We start from the raw sequence: 17,247 nt of genomic DNA, 5'->3' as shown, positions 1-17,247 counted from the left end.
AAAGCGGCCGAAGTGCCCGTCATTTTAGATGGCAGCCGCTCTTCCTGCCTATGCAAAAATCGGCCGCGACGCGGGCTACCGCGGATTCTTGACCACCAAACTCGCCAACGCGATCTCGCCATCGGGAACGTAGTGATTGACGTGCTCGGTCGGAAGATCCTGACCGGATTGATATACTTTCACGGCCCCGATTGCCCCACTCTTCGTCAACTCGCTGATGATATGATCGCGCTCGGCATTTGTGTCCGAATCCGTGGCGTGGGTGATCTGAAACGTGAGTCGAGTGAGGGATAGGCCAGTGTCTCTCGTGCCAGCTCCAACCCAAAGAACGCTTTCGTTGTCCGGTGGCCGGTCGGTGTTCAGCCAGAAGCCGGGCGCCCCCCACATGGCTTGCGCGCGCGTTAGGCTCAATGCCCAAAATCGTATGTGGTGACGTTTTCGCGGGCTGTTATCAATTGCTTTTTGGAAGCCGACGTCCTGACCGCGTCCGAAAAGATAGAGGGTGCTGAATGGTGCAGTGGGGTAAGGCGAGTTGAGTACGAAGGCTCGGATCATGCCCCAAGAGCTTGCCAGCCCCAGTCGATCCGCTTCCGACCAGCCGCTGACCGCGAAGGCTGATCGAAGCTGCTGCAGCGTACCCACGAGTGCGATGTTGACAGGGTCTCCCGGCAACCCATCGCCCGTGATTGTGTAACTGGGTACCCGTTGGTGCTGCAGAATTCTGAGACCCAAGCGAATGACGCGCGGAAGAACAATATAGGCTGCAAATCCATAGGTGATGCCCACAGCCAGAATCCAGGGCAGCCTGCGGTCCGCTGTTTCAAAGACTACAAAAACGATCAACCAGACACTGAAAATACCCAACCCAAATATCGCTAGTCGTTGAAGGAGGCGTACAAGCAATCTCACGATCGCCTCGTCCGTTATGAAAGTGGGATGACCGTGCAAGGCTAGCAGAGTGAGCCATAGCCCGGCCAGCACCAATGGCGACACCGAGGCCTAACGATGTGCAACCTCTACAGCATCACCACAAACCAGGCCGCGATCATCGCCCTCTTCCGCGTCGTAAACCGCTACGTCGGGAACTTGCCGACGATGCCGGGCGTGTTCCCCGACTACCAGGCCCCGGTCGTGCGCAACACCGACGCCGGCACCGAGCTGACCACGATGCGCTGGGTCATGCGGCCACCACCGAAGATCGGCGGGCCGCCGGTCACCAACAGCCGAAACACGTCGTCGCCGCACTGGCGGGGCTGGCTGAAGCCGGAAAACCGATGCCTGGTCCCGGCCAACAGCTTCGCCGAGTACGCGCCGGAGCCGAACCCAGAGACGAAGAAAAAGGACGTGGTGTGGTTCGCACTGAGCGATGACCGCCCGCCGTTCGCCTTCGCCGGCATCTGGACCGAGTTCAAGGGCGACCGTGGGACCAAGTCCAAGCCGGTCCCCGGCCCTCATCTGGTCTATGGCTTCCTGACGACGACGCCGAACGCGGTGGTCGGGCCGATCCATCCGAGGGCTATGCCGGTGATCTTGATGACGGACGAGGAGCGCGACGTCTGGCTGCGCGCGCCGTGAAACGAAGCCAGAGTGCTACAGAGGCCGCTGCCGGACGATGCGCTGCGGATCGTGGCGCGCGGGGTCGACAAGGAAGACATCGCGACCGCGGCATGACCAGAGCAGCTTCCATGGAATCCTCCTGTTCGCCGAAAGGCTCGAATGGAACAAAAATTCCAGTTTCGAGTTAGGGGTGAAAAATCGGGAGGACCTCATGGATCGGACAACGCGCTGCCCAAAATGCGGAAAACGAATGGTCCCGGTTGTCACCCTCTCCGGCCGCACCGACCTCCAATGCATAAGTTGTGACGACCCCGCGGTGAAATGGGCTGAAAGTCCGCTTACAGCCCCTGAGAAGCCAATCGTAGCAGAACCCGTTTAACCTCTCCGCCCGCATCGAGCTGAAGCCGGGCTCGGACGGATCTTCAGATGGAGCTGGCTGCGCGAAGGTCTTGCAGAGCTCGGGCTGAAGGCGAAGTCGAAATAGCCCGCACGATTTGTCTCGCTATCCCCGGCCAATAGGCGCAGCCTTTGCCGCGGGGCCTCTCCACAGGAGGTCGGTCGTGAGTGGTAATATTTTCAATAGCAATGGTACCCACGTTGCCGTGTTGAACGGCGCGGAAGTCTTCGACCTCGACGGCCAAAAAATCTACGAGCTAAAAGGGATCAACCTCTATCGGCTGTCCGGCGAGTTGGTCGGGCATCTAAACAGCGCGCACGAGACCGAGAAGCGGCTCGATCGCTCCACCGACAGGCTGTTCCCTGTCAGAGGGAGGTCGCGCCAAATCTGATTGCTGAAGGCGCCAGGGAAATGACCGCGATCAAATCGACCGATCGAACGCTAACAGAGATGCAAGACCTGGAGGCGATGGCGGCGAAGCTATTAGAGACCGCTCGCAAGCTTCCATCGGGGCAGGACCGCCACAACGCGCTTCAGGAGATCGAGAGATTTCGGGCGCGGATAAGTGCTCTGCAACACCTCGATTTGTCGGGTATGGCTCAGTCGCCGCAACCTTATGACCTTGTAACCCGGCCCTGCACGATTCACGCGGGTCACTTTCGCTGGGACATCAGAGAGAACGGAAGACCTATTCAGTCTTCCATGGAATCGTTCGCCACCGAGCAGGAAGCTCACGCGGACGGTCGCCATGAGCTCGAAAAATTAATCCAAGTCTCGAGGTTGTGACTACCTGATTTGCTGATTTGACAATTCCGCGCCTGGGGAATTCGGCTTGTGCACGTCCATGGGTTGCTGGACAATCCGCCGCCTGGTCGAGCCAGCGCTGAAGGCAATAAAATGAGGAAGAGCAACGCAGCGACAAGGCTAGCTCGTCAGAGAGGGCGAAAGCTTCGCGCCGACGAAGCTCTGGCTGAGCTGGAGCGGGCGCAAAAGGTTTTCCTGCAGTCCGATAAAGCCAGCGGACATCATTTGAACGACGATAAAAGCCCCCTGATCAATCTGTTGAGCTGCATTGTATGTAAGCGGACGATGAAGCTGGAAAAAAGCGCTCCCGACGTTGAGGGTAGTGACATCATTCAATATCGTTGCGAGCTGTGCAAAAGAATTGAGCTGGTGCGACTATTCCGCCGAAGTCGAGATGCGACGCCCTGAAGGCGAAGGGAAAATGAGATGCGATTCATCGTGGCATCATTGATCGTTTCCTCCGTCCTCTGCCTTTGGGACAAGGATTACAACGGCAAATTACTGGATGGTCTGGGCAGGATGGTGCAGGACATTTCACGCAGTTTAGCGGGCTGAAGGCGAAGGGGAAATGACCCATGCTCTCAGCGATGGAATATCCCCATTGGTTGATGGCAGCCGGAACTGTCTTGGTGGTGCTCGGATTTATCGGTTTTGCATTTCGCCAAAACAGGACCGTTGAGCCCGATCACGAGCCGACGGAAAATGAAGGCGAAGTGGAAATGACCGAACGTAAACCAGAACCTTCCCGGCCACCGTTCCCATCTCGGCCGAGGGAGCCACCGCGGCAGCCCCCGCCAAGCAGGCAATAGGCAAGCCCTCACGGCCGGCTTTCACGACGAAAACGCAAATACGAGGATCGAAGTTAAATCGAGAGCGACGGTGATGTATCTCCGTTTCAGGCCAACTTATGCAAAATTGCGCCCAGGGGGGACCTTACGCCCTCTTGGGCTTGCCGACACCTTGGCCGTCTCACCTCCCGGCTGCGACGGCCATTTTCTTGGTCCTCGGCCGGGCCGCTGGTGAGTCCGGGATTTGCGGGCTGCAAATGTGCCGGGCGGTCCTGGGCCACCGCATGGCTCGCCAGGCTGGCGCGGCCGGCGGGGTTAAATCATGGTCCCACGAAACCATTTTCCAGAACCAACGAAGCCGTCCGGAAATGATCGCCGGCTAGCCTTAGCCTCGATCAAACAACGGGGTTCGGTCATGTGGGACATCATCATCAGCTTATTTTGTCGTCCGTGAAGAACCCTGATTTCAGACTGGATTGGTCGACGGCGCGGCGAAGAGAGCGGCCAGGATTTGGCGCAACAAAATCCTGAGCCAGCGGATCAGGCGGCGGAAGTTGTAGCCGACGGCGGCGAGGACGGCGTTGTTGGCGTCGCCGCGCCGGAACCAGAGATAGTTGCGGCCCATGCGGTGCTCGGCTTTGAGATGGCCGATGACGGGCTCGACGGCGGACCTGCGGCGGAGTTCGCGCTTGATCTGCGGCGTCACCCCTCGCTTTTGCCCCGAGATGAAGACCCTGAACTTGTAATCGGGCGGCGCATTGTGGCCGCGGTAGCCCTTGTCGGCGAGGATGCGCGCGATGGTGTTGCCGACGAGCGCTTCCATGTCCGGGATCACGGTTTCCAAGGTGTGGCCATCATATGGATTGCCGGGCAGCGCCTTCACATGGGTGACGAACTGGCCGCCCTTGCAGTGCTTGAGGGTGGTGGCAACGCTGACCTTGACGCCGAACTCGTAAGGCCGATGGGCCTTGCCCTTGCCGATGCATTCGACTTCCGGCGCATGCAGGGAATAGACCTTCGGTCCGCGTTGACGTTGCTGCTGCTCGCGCACGCGCCGCGCCAGCAATAGCAGCTGTGCGAACGTCCCTTCGAGCCCGCTGTTGCCCTCGATCTTGCGGCCGATGTCGCGGATGACGCGGCCGAGATAGGTGCGCAGCTTCTTGAGCATCCGGTTGGCACGCTTGAACTGCTTGGCGTGGGCATAGCGCTGATGCTGGATCAGGGCGAACTTGCCCAGGCGCGCATAGGACTGGCGCAAATCTACCCCGTGGCGCTGCGCCAGCCGCACCAGTTTCTCGCGCGCCCGGTTCAGAAGCTTCGCGTCGGTGGGGAACGTCACGTTCTTGGGCTGCACGGTGGTATCGACGATCACCCGTGACAACTCGGACGGCTTGATCGCCTTGGTTCTGGTGGCCACCGACAGGCTCTCCTGCAGCAATGCCTGCAGCCGCTCCTCGCCCATCCGGTTGCGCCAGCGCGTCAGCGACGAGCGATCGAACACCAGCCGGTGCTGGAAGAACTCCTCGCCGCAGAAGAACTGGTAATAGGGGTTCTCGACCCAGCGCTCGCACAGCACCTCGTCGGACAGGTCGTAGGTGTGCTTGAGGATCGCCAGCCCCGCCATCAATCGCGTCGGCAGTGGCGGGCGGCCGGGATCATCCGTGTAGACCGCCCCGAACTCCCGTTCCAGGAACTCCCAATCCACCGTGCGCCCCAGCGCCACCAGCGGATGCTTCAGGTCGATGATCTGGTCGAGCCGGGAGCGGAACAGATCCTGCTCTCCCGTCTCCCGCCGTTCCGGTGGTCGCATCTGGTCCCCCGCCAAAACATCCAAAGGCGAGTGAATCACAAATCAAATTTGCAAGGAATCCCCTCCCGCACACCCGATTCCCGGCAAACTCGGTTGCCCCAGCCTGCCGTTTCCAGATTCTAAATCAACGACTTGGGAATTCTTCACGGACGACTATTTTACCACCGCTCTTGCCGGTCGAGTTTGGTTGAAATGCGCAAGCATCACCTCGCTGGCTGAGTTGCACCAAGTCAAATTCGCGCTAGGAATAACCTTCAAATGTTAGGTTAAAACGCACGGTCAATTGCGCGTTCAGTGTGAAGTCGTAGTAGCGTTTTATGTCGAGTTCTTTTCACAACACAGACAGACGCACCTACCGGAAAGTTATGCTGGTAGGCTTGCTATTTTGCGCGGCGTTCGTGGTGTTCAGCTTTTTTGCGAGAGAACAACCGGCAAATACTTACGTTCTGAAAAAGGCGGATAGGTTGGTTCGCAGCGCAGGCTCTGCGGTGCCTGCTAACTAATTGCCCAAGAGACAAGCCGCCCGTCACATGTCCGCGCAGCGCCCTCAGCGCTCGAAGGGCAGCGCCCCCTGATCTTCCGACCAATCGATGACATCGAACATCATTCCGCGCTTGAGCATTTCGGCCTCGAGATCGGCGGCGTGCTTCTTCCACTCAGGCGTCTCCCGCACCCGAAACCGGGTATCCTCGCCTTGCCGCTTTCATCATGGCATCAAGCCCAGGACGTTGATCCCTGCCCTTGGCGCCGCTGATTCCGGCATCCTCGTAGACTTTCACGATCTTCCCAGAACGATCAGCTACCGCTTCCAATTCTCGGCGCTGATTTTCGGTGTCTTCCGGAGTCTGGCTCAACATCCTGATGCCCGCCGTGGACATGGCCAAGTTCGAGGCGCGCTGGCCGCGCGGCACCCGAGAGCGGGTGATCTTCGACATCCTCGCCTACACCGGATTGCGGATCGGCGATGTCGCGACACTTGGCCGCCAGCACTTGAAGCAGCGCACGATCGTGATCGACGGGCACCCGTGCGTAAGCAATGAACAGCGCAGCGCCGTAGCATCAAATCGATCAAAGGGCGTGTAACGACCCAAGACCCCGGAGCGATCCGGGGCCTTTTTTCCATCAGACGTTGGCGGTCTCATACCGAGCTGCAGGTTGGGACGACTGAGGCTTTTCCTCGATTGGGCTTGCAGGCAATTGCAGTACGGTAGCCCTTTGCCCCGCAGCGAGGTTAGTGACAAGAACGATTGCACCGTTTGAGAATTCCAGCGCGTCGTGATGTTGGTATCGCTTGTCGAGGTCAATTTGGCGAAACCGCGCTAATCGAACCCCGATGTTCTTGCTAAACATCATGCCGTCAGTTTGAACGTCTTTCTCGAATGCGATCTCGGTCCCAGGACGAAGGCAGACCGCGACTTTCGGATCGTCAGGGCTCGCAAAGCCCCGCGTCCCTGTAGAAAATCCAATCGAAACCAAGGTTTCCGCGACCTCAGCGGGACGTGTCGCGACCGCATGTAAGCTGTAATCGCACATGGATGCGCCTCCTATAAACCGTCACCCCCAAATCACGAACCTTCGCAAACCGATTTGGTTGCGAGGTGCGGTGATGGGGATCAGTAGATTCCCCATCCGTCCCGGAGTCGACCTAAGAAACATTAATTCGGCCAGCCCAGAGGGCCTAACCGCCCGGGCCGCGCTTTGATATAGGCCACGCTCCAATGGCGCGGGCTTGCATGCGTGAACAGAAAATCACTCTCGGGAAAATGCGGGAGTCCGGCCCTACCCGGCTTCTGGTCTATTGTGCCGATTATCGCTGCGCCCATTCGGTCACGATCGACGCCGGCCAGTGGCCGGATAATGTCCGGCTGTCTGATCTCGAGCCGAAGTTCACCTGTAAGGCTTGTGGGTACCGCGGCGCCGATGTCAGGCCGCTGTTCGCGGCGGACAAGCCCTCTTCGGGGTATCCCGCCCACGGTAGAATTTCAGGCAGATCACCCCAAGCATCCTAGGGATATCCGACATTAAAGGAAAACCCGCCGGGCGTGAACCGGCGGGCTGTTCGATCGATGCCCCGACACCGGGACCACCTCAGTTTAGGCGGGTAACTTGGATGAGTCGTTTCGCTTCCCAGCAGTCGTGGATGCAGCAAAGTAACCGCCGACTATCGAGTTGGAGGAAGTATGAAAAATCAACAACCTCGCTCGCGTGTCGATTGTGAATGGAGCGATGGCATTGACGACGGGGAAGGCTAGCAGCATCTCACCTGTAGATGAAACCCCGGCCCACACGTTGCGGACAGTATGCCGACCAATCTGCACCTCCCTGATGAGAAGGGTTGGCAGCGTGCGGATCGTGCCATCCGCCATCTTGAAGCGAACAGCTTCCTGCCGAACTCCATAACCATCGCGTACAATTCTGGCAGCGATAGCCTCTGATACCAGGCACGTTGTCGCGCCAGTATCCAACAGCATCCTAAGCGGCTGGACGCCCAATACCACATCTATCATTGCCGACGTGCCATTGTTAGTTAGATAGATCGGCACGCTGTCCGCTACCGGAGCCGATTTAGTAATTGCGGCGATAGTAGGTGCGGCGACAGGGGTTGAGGCAGCCTCGAGCCGCGAATACCACTGGGCTTTGTCGGCGACGTAAAGCACCGCGCCTAAAACGGCTGCGATCATGGAGAGGCGATACAAGAAGGCGTCGGTCACAGGCGACCGTTCGCTCCCAGTGCGGAGTCTGAGGACACTGCGCACTAGGAAGAAAAAGACTGCCATCGCCAGGAAGACGATGCTGTAAGGATCGACCTTGACCATTGCCCTGCCCTTAGCCTCCCGTCGATTGCCTTTTATGCGCGCCGACCCGGAAAAAACCCGCCGGGGTGAGCCCGGCGGGGCTTCTTCAATCGGCTCTTCCAGCAGCCACCGGCAACGCGGAAACAAGGGGCCAACGGCCAGCCAAATTACCGCAACCCGGTTGATCGCTCCGAACTAGTTTGGAGTTACCTCGGTTGACGCCGCACATATTCGCCATACGGCTGATCGCCGCGGTTGTGGCGATTTGGGCTCTGTTGGGCGGCCGGTAGCTGGTCGCGCAGTGGCCTGCCTTGAACCTGCGACAAAAGAAAACGACCCCAGCGCATGCTGAGGCCGTCTATTGCTGCCGGAACCCCGGCTGGTTTGGCCCGACTCATAGTCGCCGGCCGAGGTTCCGGCACGCGAAGGCAAGGCCCTAATTGTCGCGTTCTTGTGGCGGCGCAAAAGAGATATGGGAGGCCGGGCAGCGGGTCAGTTTGTGGGCAGGATTGTTAACTGGAAAACGGACAGTCCGGAGCGCATATTCGCGGGATGGCTCAAGACTTGTCCGCACCACCATTAACCCACGAAGAGTTCGCCTCGTTGCAGCACTGTGCCAAGGGTCCGATGCACCGCACAATCCCGCCCGAACACAAAGACCGACTGATCCAACTAGGATACATACTGGAATTGCCGGGCGAACTTCGACTAACGAACGCTGGCAGGCAAAGGATTGCGGAAGGCGAATGACAGACAAGCATCCCAAACGCCCCGGGGACCGCATTCTAGCCTTGGCGATTTTGGCGATCGGGACGGTATCAATAGAGCCGGCGGCGGCCCAGACGTATGATCCGGCTTACCCGGTTTGCCTGCATGTCTACAGCCGCGGGGCCAACTATTACGAATGCCGCTACACGTCGCTGCCTCAGTGCAACGCGTCGGCATCGGGCCGCGCAGCACAGTGCGTCATCAATCCATATTTCGCGGGCGCGGAAGAGCCCGCGGGTTATCGGCGGCATCGCCGCCGCATCTACTAAGGCGGGTCGCAAGAGACGCCAGCCCGCCGGCGTGAACCGGCGGGCTTGAATTTATCCGACTCTCAGATTTTCCGCAGATGTTTTGCCCCGGCTGCTCATTTCTTCGTAGCTCACCTTGGCGCCCTCATTGAGACTGCTCAGACCGGCTTTTTCCACCGCCGAGATGTGCACGAATACGTCTTTGCCGCCGCTGTCGGGTTGAATAAAACCAAACCCCTTAGTCGCGTTGAACCACTTTACAATACCTGTCGCCACGTCCGCTCTCCCTTTTGAAGCAAGGGCGACAGCCTAGGTCGCTAATGCAGTACACCGCAAGGAAAACCCGCTGGCGTGAACCGGCGCCCTCACCTCTCGTCCGGATGCACCCACACCCGGCGTCCACTCACATCACGTACTCGACCAACATTCTTTGCACATGATCGCACCGCAGACATTCGAACGTTCGGACGTTGGAACCGTTGGGATATTCGATACGTGCCAGCACCATGTGGTTGTGACACCTGGGGCAACGATGCTGCTTGATCGAAAGTTGAGACGGCTCGGCACGAGTATACGATTCAGGCATGTGAGTGATGCACCGCGGTTGGAGGTCAGGACTAAAGCATTCCCAAAACAGCTGCCACCAACCGGAGTATGATCGCTCGGTCCCACTGGTATTTCCTCGGCCGGGCACTCAAATCCCCAGCAGCCAAACGTAGCAATCTATATGTTACGGTCATGTGACAAGGAAACCAGCCCGCCAGCGTGAACCGGCGGGCTTTGATTTTGTGAGCAATCAAACGCCAACCTTAGGAACGGTCTGCCCGTTGCTGGGGGCGGTTCTGTCATCTGGGCTTGGCATGCAGCGTGCATAATTGATGCTGCCGGGATTTCAGGGCCCGACCAAGGAAATGCCGATGCCGCTGGGCGAATATATTACGCTCCGGCGGCATTGCGCATTTGAGTGGCCCGACGCACGACGTTGCCGGACGACATACGCCGGGCCTACCAACCCGTGGGCTTCCCCCTGGAATGGCTAATTCAAAGTGCGGGCGATTCTTGGCAAAATTGCACCCATGCCACGCGAACTGAAAATCACTCTCGGGGAAATGCGGGAATCCGGCCCTACCCGGCTCATCGTCTTCTGCGGCGATTACAAATGCACGCATTCTGTCGTCATCGATGCCGCTCGTTGGCCCGATCAGGTTCGACTTTCGCGGGCCTGGATATCAGGGTCGTGCCTTCGGCTATGGGGTCATTTGCCGGGTCTCTTCCATGCCATCATCCCATAGACCGCGACAAAAACGACAAACGCCGCAATGATGGACAAAGCGATAGTTTTTTCCATCCGTCGAATATGAGCCCCACCCGGCCCGTTTTCCAGCCCTGAAACCCGCCACAATCAAATTGACCCACTACCCAGGCTTGCGGGCACCGCGGCGCCGATATCAGGCCGCTATTTGAGCCAGCGCGCATGGGCACGGCCGTGTCATGACCGCTTGGTATGCGCGTTGCAGTACTAGGGAGGCTGGGGATTTCAGTGTCCCAGTTCAGGAATAAGCGCCGCCGGGCGGCCTATTTTGATCCCGGTGGCGTGTCTTTCCGAGACAAATTCATCTTCGATCTGATTGGAAGCCGTCACGCGTTAGCTACTCGCAAGATGGCGCAACAGGAGGCGTAATGATGATTGAGGCCTTCGCAATAGTCCTAGGGCTGATCGGTCTTGCCCTCTTGGCCGCTCACGCGTTGGATGCCTATCGGAACGGCTAGTCGTCAGCGCGGCGCGACGCGCGTTCGGTGACACGCGGGCGGGGAGACAATTGCTCCGCATATGCACGGCTTAGCTTTTTGGGTGTCTGACACCTGACTTGTGGAAGCCCCAGAACGCAATCAGCAGCAGGGCTGCGGCTCCAATTCCCATCAATAGAAGAATGGCTTCCAGCATGACGAATCAAGCTCCGCGTGTGGAAAGGATACACACGGGCGGAAACTTGTCATCATAGGCCGTACCGCCGGGGTGAGCCGGCGGGCCGTTGGCGAGTGCGATCCCCAGGAACTTACCCATCTTTGCGCAGTTTTCAGTCGGGGCCCGGAAAGATTTGGCCATGTTTCGCCTCTTGTCGATTCTCGCCTTTAGTGCGCTCTGCATCCTCGCGGATCGAGCATCTGCTGATCAGCTGAAGCCGCATGAAAGTTTGGCATCCGAGATCAGCTCCCGGCAACGGTGCGCGTGCACATGGCGTGGCCCGACCCGCATTATTCATCACAGGCGCTATCGGAGTGTCAGAACAGCGTACTTAACAATTGGCTATGATCCCCTGCCGTACCGCTTCGGCTCAGCATCGGTATGCGCGCCGCCGAGCTATGGCCCAAAGTTGGTGACGGCGTGAATCGGGAAGGCGGCATATCGTGGGGGTGTTCAACGCCTCCACTTCTCCACCAAAGGAGCGATATGCCGTGTCTAAGGATACCGTCGTAAAACTGATTCAGCCAGGAACTTTCAGCGACCAACTCACCGACATTTTGCGCGATGGGGCGCGTGCCCTTCTCGCCCAGGCGGTGGAGGCCGAGGTCGCCGGGTTTCTTTCCAAGCATGCCGATTTGAAGACCGAGGATGGCCACCAACGCGTGGTGCGCCACGGTCATCTGCCCGAGCGCGAGGTGATGACGGGCATCGGCGCGGTCCCGGTGCGCCAGCCCCGCGTGCGCGATCGCGAGGCCGCAGCCGGCGATCCCCGCCGCATCCGCTTCTCGCCATCGATCTTGCCGCCCTATATGCGCCGCTCGAAGTCGATCGAGACGCTGCTACCGATCCTCTACCTGAAGGGCATCTCGACCGGCGATTTCTCGGACGCTCTGGCGGCCTTGCTCGGCAAGGATGCGCCCGGCCTCTCGGCCAGCGCCATCGGCCGCCTGAAGGACGGCTGGCAGGATGATCATGCCCAGTGGCGCAAGCGTGATTTGTCGGGCAAGCGCTACGTGTACGTCTGGGCGGACGGCATCCACCTCGAGGCGCGGCTGGAAGATGAAAAGCAGTGCATCCTGGTGCTGATCGGCGCGACGCCCGAGGGCAAGAAAGAGCTCGTCGGGTTCACCGATGGCGCTCGGGAAAGTGCGCAGGATTGGCGCGATCTGCTGCTGGATCTGAAGCGATGCGGGCTCGATGCCCGGCCCGAGCTGATGATCGCCGACGGCGCGCTCGGCTTCTGGAAAGCGGCCGGCGAGGTCTGGCCGAAAGCACGCGAGCAGCGCTGTTGGGTGCACAAGACGGCGAACGTGCTGGGCAAATTACCCAAGAGTGTGCAACCAAAGGCCAAGCGGGCGCTGCAGGAAATCTGGATGGCCGAGACCAAGGCCAATGCCGAAGTCGCCTTCGACGCCTTCATCGAAAGCTACACGCCGAAATACCAGAAGGCCGTCGATTGTCTGACGAAGGATCGCGACCTGCTGCTCGCCTTCTACGACTTCCCGGCCGAGCATTGGAAGCACCTGCGCACCACCAACCCGATTGAAAGCACTTTCGCGACCGTCCGCCACCGCACGATCCGATCGAAAGGCTGCCTCTCAAACAAGACCGCTCTCGCCATGGTATTCAAGCTGGTCGAAGGGGCGCAACGATCCTGGCGACGGCTCGACGGACATGCACACTTGCCAAAGATCATTCTCGGTGTGAAATTCACCGACGGGATCGAGGTCACCGCCAAGCTGGCCGCCCCTCAGCCCGCAACCGCCGCCGCCTGACTGATCAGGCCGTCACCAAAAATTGGCGATAGCTCCGCGCCGCCCTATCGGTATTACTGGCGCTAGCACCACAAGGAAAACCCGCCGGCGCAAACCGGCGGAGCTTCGATCTCGATTCCACCCGCTCGCCGTGCCTAAAGATGCTCGGGCACTGCTCTAACAATCCGTCATAGTCGACGATGCCATACCCCCGGGCTGGCGCGCCATCCGCTCAGCACAATCACTCTGCCGTGAGCGTTGGACGCCAAACCATGTGCAATCTCTGCTCCATCACCACGAACCAGGAGAAGACACGAAGATGACGGGTGCTGGCCGGGTTTCGAGGAGTAGTGCTCGGCAAAAGTCGGCCGCCGGCGCCATTGCTCGCGCCATAGGGGCCCCCATCTCTCTCGGGCACAGCAACCCACTCCAGTCAGGAAACTTTGATGGCCAAGCTCGACGGCAAGATCGCTCTCATCAGCGGAGGCACCAGCGGTATCGGTGCGCAGACCGCCAAACTCTTTCAATCCGAAGGTGCGACGGTGGTCGTTACCGGCTCCAGCGAGCGCTCGGTGGAAGCCGCCAAGGCGGCACTCCCCGGGATCGAGGTGCTGGTCTCGGACGCGGGCAACGTGGCCGCTACCAAGGCCCTGGTCGACCAGGTCAAGGGCAAACACGGCCGCATCGACGTCCTGTTCGTCAACGCCGGCATCGCCAAGCTCGCGCCGATCGCGCAGGTCGACGAGGCCTTTTACGACAGCCAGTTCAACATCAACGTCAAGGGCGCATTCTTCCTGGTCAAGCACGCCATCCCTGTCATCCCGGACGGCGGCGCGATCATCCTGACCGCTTCGGTGGCCGGCGCGAACGGCGGCTTAGGGGGCAGCACGGTCTATGGTTCGACCAAGGCGGCACTGCGTTCGTTCGGCCGCACTATCGCCAAGGAACTGACGCCGCGCGGCATCCGGGTCAACACCATCAGCCCCGGTCCGATCGTCACCCCGATCCTCGACAAAGGCGGCCTCACGGCGGCTCAGAAGGACAACTTTATCGAGGGGGCCAAGACCCGCATTCCGCTCGGCCGCACCGGCACCGTCGCCGAAGTCGCCGCCGCGGCCCTCTACCTCGCCGCCGATGCGACCTACACCACCGGCGCCGAACTGTTCGTCGACGGCGGTTTGATCGACCTCTAGATCGCTCAGGGCTGCCGATGCGACTTCACTGCGCTTGGATGTCCGGATGGCCCCGAAATATCATCCCACGCCCCTTTCGGGCGGCGACCGGAAGGCTTTGAACAAGGAGCTCGGCAAGGCGCGCGCCATGACCCGCATCCTGGCCACGCAGTCGGCCGAGATGCGGGCAAAGGGCGAAGCGATGATCCAGCAGGCCGACAAGCTGCTCTGCGAAAGCTGGAACGAGCGGATGTGGAGCGACGGCGAGCCGATCGATCCGTCACCAACGATCGACTAGGCCGTCAACGGCGGCTTTCCCTGGCTGGAGATCCAGTGCGCACGATGCAAGACGGCAAGCGACGTCGACCTCGCGGCGATGAAGCACCCGCCGACCACTTTCGTGCATGATCTCTCCAGTCGGCTGCGCTGCCGCAAATGCGTCAAAGCGGGCCGACGTCCCGCAGCGACCTTGCTACAATTAGCTTGGCAGCCGCGGCATCCCCGTTCGGAAGACTGACGCCTGAGCAGGCTTGGGCACGACGTGCCGTGGGTGAAGGCGTGAAGTTTTGTCCGGGAGCCGGATGCCTTAGTCGGGCACGTCCGGTTCGATGTGCAATCTCTACTCGATCACCACCAACCAGGAGGAGATTCGCGCCCTGTTTCGCGTGATCAATCGCTATGTCGGCAACCTGCAGCCTATGCCCGCGTGTTTCCCGACTATCCCGCGCCAGTGCTGCGCGACGTCGGCGAGGAGCGCGAACTGACGCTGATGCGCTGGGGAATGCCGCCGCCACCGAAGTTCGGCGGACCACCTGTCACCAACATCCGCAACACGTCGTCGCCGCACTGGCGCGGCTGGCTGAAGCCTGAGAACCGGTGCCTGGTCCCGTTCAACAGCTTCGCTGAGTATGCGCCAGAGCCGAACCCGGAGACCAAGAAGAAGGACGTGGTCTGGTTCGCACTCAACGACGACCGGCCGCTGGCTGCCTTCGCCGGCATCTGGACTGAGTTCAAGGGCGACCGGGGCACCAAGTCCAAGCCGGTCCCCGGCCCTCACCTCGTCTTCGGTTTCCTGACGACGACGCCGAACGCGGTGGTCGAACCGATCCACCCGAAGGCGATGCCGGTGATCCTGACGACCGACGAAGAGCGCGATGTCTGGATGCGCGCGCCGTGGGACGAGGCAAAGGCGCTGCAGCGGCCGTTGCCGGATGACGCGCTGAAGATCGTCGCACGTGGCGCGGATAAGGAAGACGTGCAAGCAGCCTGATGCCGTGCCACCATTGGCCGACATGATGGAGGCCGCCAACTGAGGCGGGCTTAGTCTTTTGTCTCGTTTAGCTTCTCAGCTAGCTCGGCGGCGGCTTTTGTAAGTCGCGCTGCTATCGGCTCGCCCGGATTGTGATTAATCGGCCTCTCGGCAAGCGTGATGTACCACGCAAGCTCTGCTCGGGTCGGCTGGACCGCCTTAAACTCAGGGTCGTGCTTATTCATGAATCGCGCCGCATGGATTAGGCGGGAGCATGAAGCACTCTCAGTCACCGATGGTTGCCGATGGCGGCTCGATGATGACGGACAAGATAAGTTATGTCAGGTACGGCACACAACTCAAACTAGATGACGGCGAGGTGCCATTGGACCGCCGACCGATTCGCTGAGCCTAAGTCCACCGCCTTGATGACACCTCGTCCATAGTGACAATCATCTGATTCTTTCATTGCGACGTTCGCGAGAGTCTGTCCAAGACCCAGTCTTGCTCTCGCTGGCATATTGATATGACGAAGTGACCGAATTAACCATCAATACCGACTCCGAGTAGCGCGAACGAAAGAAGCGGTTCACAACACTGGCCGCTCTCGTTGACACTTACCGGCTTTGGCCTGAGCTTGGTCGAAAGCGCTTCCAGTTTGTCACGGCAGTCGATTTGAGGGGATATGCCCACCGCGGTCTCTTTGTTTAGTGGTGCCGGCGGCTTCTGCGAGGGGGTTCGCCTCGCGGGCTTCAAAGTCGTGTGCGCGGTCGAAATGGATGGATACGCGATCCGGACGCACAGCGCGAATTTTCCCAAAGTACCGATGTTTCGGGGTGACGTGACGCGCTTTCTGATCGATGCGCAGCCGGGCGTCCCGTCGAAACGTGAGCTCATTGATGGCGGCGTGGACCTAGTTTACGGCGGGCCGCCCTGTCAAGGATTTAGCCAGATTGGGCCGCGAGACCTAAAGGACCCGAGAAATCTCCTCTATCTCGAATTCGCCAGAGTGCTGAAGGCGCTGAAGCCAAAGGCGTTCATAATGGAAAACGTTCCGAACATGGTGGCCATGAAAAACGGCCATTTCCGGGACCTGATTTTTTCTGCGCTCAAGGGGGCCGGATATCACAACACCATCCTCGTCCCTCTAACAGCGTCTGAATACGGCGTCCCGCAGCACCGCCGACGGGTCTTTTTCGTCGGGACCCGTAACGACCTTGCGTCGCCAACCGACCTGGCGGTCCTCTTTAATCGGCATCTCTCCGCTAACCAAAGCGAGCGCGAGATAACCGTACGGGAGGCGATCTCGGATCTTCCCCGAAGGGTATCGCTTGATGACGGCACGCTGCCATATCCAAAGCTTCGGCTAAAGATCCCGTCCGACTACCAGCGGGCAATGCGGCTGGACTGCGAAAGCCCGCTGATCTCCAAGCATTGGAAGAACGCCAACCTGGACGGCGCGGCTTTGCTGCACAATCATCACACGAAGGGTATCGAAGCGCGGCGAAAGCGCATAGTCAGGGCAATGAAGCCCGGAATGTGCGGAGATTCCCTCCCCGCCACGCTGTGGAAAGGCACCCGTCCTTACAAGTGGCGGCGTCTCGATCCTGATGAGCCGTCCTATACCATTCTTGCGCAGATGCAGCGCGATCTCTCGGAGTGGATTCATCCCACTCACGACCGCTGGATTACGGTGCGCGAGGCGGCGAGGCTGCAGTCCTTCCACGATGGTTTCGTCTTCGTTGGGAGCGAGCGACAGCAGCTAAAGCAGGTCGGCAACGCCGTCCCTCCCCTCCTTGGATATGCGGTAGCGAGCGCGGCACAAAGGTTGCTGAGGGCTATCTAGCGCCCGCACCGCGACCAACCAGGCGAATCCTTCGAAATAGTTCGAAAGTCTGTGTAGGCCCCCCAGAATTCCCTAGCCATGTCAACAAATTAA

General features: G+C 59.7%; 17 protein-coding genes and 3 pseudogenes. 12 read left to right on the top strand and 8 right to left on the bottom strand.

Features of this window, described 5'->3' with window-relative positions:
- Positions 1-75: 75 nt before the first annotated feature.
- Positions 76-909: an LssY C-terminal domain-containing protein gene (locus NL528_RS22975; RefSeq protein WP_309176734.1), complete on the bottom strand. Its 834-nt coding sequence runs from the start codon at positions 907-909 to the stop codon at positions 76-78.
- Between the two features lie 96 nt (positions 910-1,005).
- On the opposite strand from NL528_RS22975, the pseudogene NL528_RS22970 reads away from it, so the two are divergent.
- The 5 genes and pseudogenes from NL528_RS22970 to NL528_RS22950 all read left to right on the top strand — a co-directional run bounded on the left by NL528_RS22970 (position 1,006) and on the right by NL528_RS22950 (position 3,313).
- A pseudogene (locus NL528_RS22970) lies at positions 1,006-1,671 on the top strand (SOS response-associated peptidase).
- Positions 1,672-2,117: 446 nt separating this feature from the next.
- Positions 2,118-2,345 (top strand): hypothetical protein, encoded by a 228-nt coding sequence (locus NL528_RS22965; RefSeq protein ID WP_309176733.1) that lies wholly within the window; start codon positions 2,118-2,120, stop codon positions 2,343-2,345.
- Between the two features lie 20 nt (positions 2,346-2,365).
- Positions 2,366-2,740, top strand: coding sequence for a hypothetical protein (locus tag NL528_RS22960; protein WP_309176732.1), 375 nt, complete (start codon positions 2,366-2,368; stop codon positions 2,738-2,740).
- A gap of 111 nt (positions 2,741-2,851) precedes the next feature.
- Entirely contained in the window at positions 2,852-3,166 is a 315-nt protein-coding gene (locus tag NL528_RS22955; protein ID WP_309176731.1) for a hypothetical protein, read from the top strand.
- An 18-nt stretch (positions 3,167-3,184) separates the two neighbouring features.
- Positions 3,185-3,313, top strand: coding sequence for a hypothetical protein (locus NL528_RS22950; protein WP_309176730.1), 129 nt, complete (start codon positions 3,185-3,187; stop codon positions 3,311-3,313).
- Positions 3,314-4,012: 699 nt separating this feature from the next.
- Here NL528_RS22950 and NL528_RS22945 read toward each other — a convergent pair.
- The 3 genes from NL528_RS22945 to NL528_RS22935 all read right to left on the bottom strand — a co-directional run bounded on the left by NL528_RS22945 (position 4,013) and on the right by NL528_RS22935 (position 6,213).
- Positions 4,013-5,356 (bottom strand): IS5 family transposase, encoded by a 1,344-nt coding sequence (locus NL528_RS22945; protein WP_309176729.1) that lies wholly within the window; start codon positions 5,354-5,356, stop codon positions 4,013-4,015.
- A 547-nt stretch (positions 5,357-5,903) separates the two neighbouring features.
- Positions 5,904-6,029, bottom strand: a complete 126-nt coding sequence (locus NL528_RS22940) for a hypothetical protein (RefSeq protein ID WP_309176727.1) — start codon at positions 6,027-6,029, stop codon at positions 5,904-5,906.
- The gene (locus tag NL528_RS22935) at positions 6,013-6,213 is read right to left on the bottom strand and encodes a recombinase family protein (protein ID WP_309185013.1); all 201 of its coding nucleotides are present in this window, start codon (positions 6,211-6,213) and stop codon (positions 6,013-6,015) included. The genes NL528_RS22940 and NL528_RS22935 overlap by 17 nt, the downstream gene beginning before the upstream one ends.
- A 4-nt stretch (positions 6,214-6,217) precedes the next feature.
- Here NL528_RS22935 and NL528_RS22930 point away from each other — a divergent pair, with 4 nt between their 5' ends.
- Entirely contained in the window at positions 6,218-6,439 is a 222-nt protein-coding gene (locus NL528_RS22930) for a hypothetical protein (RefSeq protein ID WP_309185332.1), read from the top strand.
- Positions 6,440-6,478: 39 nt separating this feature from the next.
- Here the strand turns inward: NL528_RS22930 and NL528_RS22925 are convergent, their stop codons facing one another.
- Together NL528_RS22925 and NL528_RS22920 are read right to left on the bottom strand one after the other, a co-directional pair.
- Positions 6,479-6,889, bottom strand: coding sequence for a hypothetical protein (locus NL528_RS22925; protein ID WP_309176726.1), 411 nt, complete (start codon positions 6,887-6,889; stop codon positions 6,479-6,481).
- A 560-nt stretch (positions 6,890-7,449) separates the two neighbouring features.
- Positions 7,450-8,172, bottom strand: a complete 723-nt coding sequence (locus tag NL528_RS22920) for an aspartyl protease family protein (RefSeq protein ID WP_309176725.1) — start codon at positions 8,170-8,172, stop codon at positions 7,450-7,452.
- Between the two features lie 725 nt (positions 8,173-8,897).
- Between NL528_RS22920 and NL528_RS22915 the strand changes: the two genes are divergently transcribed.
- Positions 8,898-9,188, top strand: a complete 291-nt coding sequence (locus NL528_RS22915; protein ID WP_309176724.1) for a DUF3551 domain-containing protein — start codon at positions 8,898-8,900, stop codon at positions 9,186-9,188.
- A 51-nt stretch (positions 9,189-9,239) separates the two neighbouring features.
- Here NL528_RS22915 and NL528_RS22910 read toward each other — a convergent pair whose 3' ends face one another.
- Positions 9,240-9,443, bottom strand: coding sequence for a cold-shock protein (locus NL528_RS22910; protein WP_309176723.1), 204 nt, complete (start codon positions 9,441-9,443; stop codon positions 9,240-9,242).
- A 2,181-nt stretch (positions 9,444-11,624) separates the two neighbouring features.
- Here NL528_RS22910 and NL528_RS22905 point away from each other — a divergent pair.
- The 4 genes and pseudogenes from NL528_RS22905 (at position 11,625) to NL528_RS22890 (ending at position 15,329) form a co-directional block, all read left to right on the top strand.
- A complete protein-coding gene (locus NL528_RS22905) occupies positions 11,625-12,908 on the top strand; it encodes an IS256 family transposase (protein WP_309176722.1) in 1,284 nt (427 codons plus the stop codon).
- A 425-nt stretch (positions 12,909-13,333) separates the two neighbouring features.
- Positions 13,334-14,080 (top strand): SDR family oxidoreductase, encoded by a 747-nt coding sequence (locus NL528_RS22900; RefSeq protein WP_309176721.1) that lies wholly within the window; start codon positions 13,334-13,336, stop codon positions 14,078-14,080.
- A 46-nt stretch (positions 14,081-14,126) separates the two neighbouring features.
- A pseudogene (locus tag NL528_RS22895) lies at positions 14,127-14,576 on the top strand (hypothetical protein).
- A 91-nt stretch (positions 14,577-14,667) separates the two neighbouring features.
- Positions 14,668-15,329 (top strand): annotated as a pseudogene (locus NL528_RS22890) (SOS response-associated peptidase).
- Positions 15,330-15,379: 50 nt separating this feature from the next.
- Here the strand turns inward: NL528_RS22890 and NL528_RS22885 are convergent.
- Positions 15,380-15,553 (bottom strand): hypothetical protein, encoded by a 174-nt coding sequence (locus tag NL528_RS22885; protein WP_309176720.1) that lies wholly within the window; start codon positions 15,551-15,553, stop codon positions 15,380-15,382.
- Positions 15,554-15,993: 440 nt separating this feature from the next.
- On the opposite strand from NL528_RS22885, the gene NL528_RS22880 reads away from it, so the two are divergent.
- Entirely contained in the window at positions 15,994-17,154 is a 1,161-nt protein-coding gene (locus NL528_RS22880; RefSeq protein ID WP_309176719.1) for a DNA cytosine methyltransferase, read from the top strand.
- Positions 17,155-17,247: the final 93 nt, after the last annotated feature.

It is taken from the genome of Bradyrhizobium sp. Ash2021 (assembly GCF_031202265.1).
GTDB lineage: Bacteria > Pseudomonadota > Alphaproteobacteria > Rhizobiales > Xanthobacteraceae > Bradyrhizobium.
This window is presented reverse-complemented; position numbering and strand designations above follow the sequence as displayed.

Bases quoted from the DNA above. Each gene is read 5' to 3' on its own strand.
- NL528_RS22960 (WP_309176732.1), top strand. From the start codon at position 2,366: ATGACCGCGATCAAATCGACCGATCGAACGCTAACAGAGATGCAAGAC.
- NL528_RS22955 (WP_309176731.1), top strand. From the start codon at position 2,852: ATGAGGAAGAGCAACGCAGCGACAAGGCTAGCTCGTCAGAGAGGGCGA.
- NL528_RS22950 (WP_309176730.1), top strand. From the start codon at position 3,185: ATGCGATTCATCGTGGCATCATTGATCGTTTCCTCCGTCCTCTGCCTT.
- NL528_RS22945 (WP_309176729.1), bottom strand. From the start codon at position 5,356: ATGCGACCACCGGAACGGCGGGAGACGGGAGAGCAGGATCTGTTCCGC.
- NL528_RS22935 (WP_309185013.1), bottom strand. From the start codon at position 6,213: ATGTTGAGCCAGACTCCGGAAGACACCGAAAATCAGCGCCGAGAATTG.
- NL528_RS22930 (WP_309185332.1), top strand. From the start codon at position 6,218: ATGCCCGCCGTGGACATGGCCAAGTTCGAGGCGCGCTGGCCGCGCGGC.
- NL528_RS22925 (WP_309176726.1), bottom strand. From the start codon at position 6,889: ATGTGCGATTACAGCTTACATGCGGTCGCGACACGTCCCGCTGAGGTC.
- NL528_RS22920 (WP_309176725.1), bottom strand. From the start codon at position 8,172: ATGGTCAAGGTCGATCCTTACAGCATCGTCTTCCTGGCGATGGCAGTC.
- NL528_RS22915 (WP_309176724.1), top strand. From the start codon at position 8,898: ATGACAGACAAGCATCCCAAACGCCCCGGGGACCGCATTCTAGCCTTG.
- NL528_RS22900 (WP_309176721.1), top strand. From the start codon at position 13,334: ATGGCCAAGCTCGACGGCAAGATCGCTCTCATCAGCGGAGGCACCAGC.
- NL528_RS22885 (WP_309176720.1), bottom strand. From the start codon at position 15,553: ATGAATAAGCACGACCCTGAGTTTAAGGCGGTCCAGCCGACCCGAGCA.
- NL528_RS22880 (WP_309176719.1), top strand. From the start codon at position 15,994: ATGCCCACCGCGGTCTCTTTGTTTAGTGGTGCCGGCGGCTTCTGCGAG.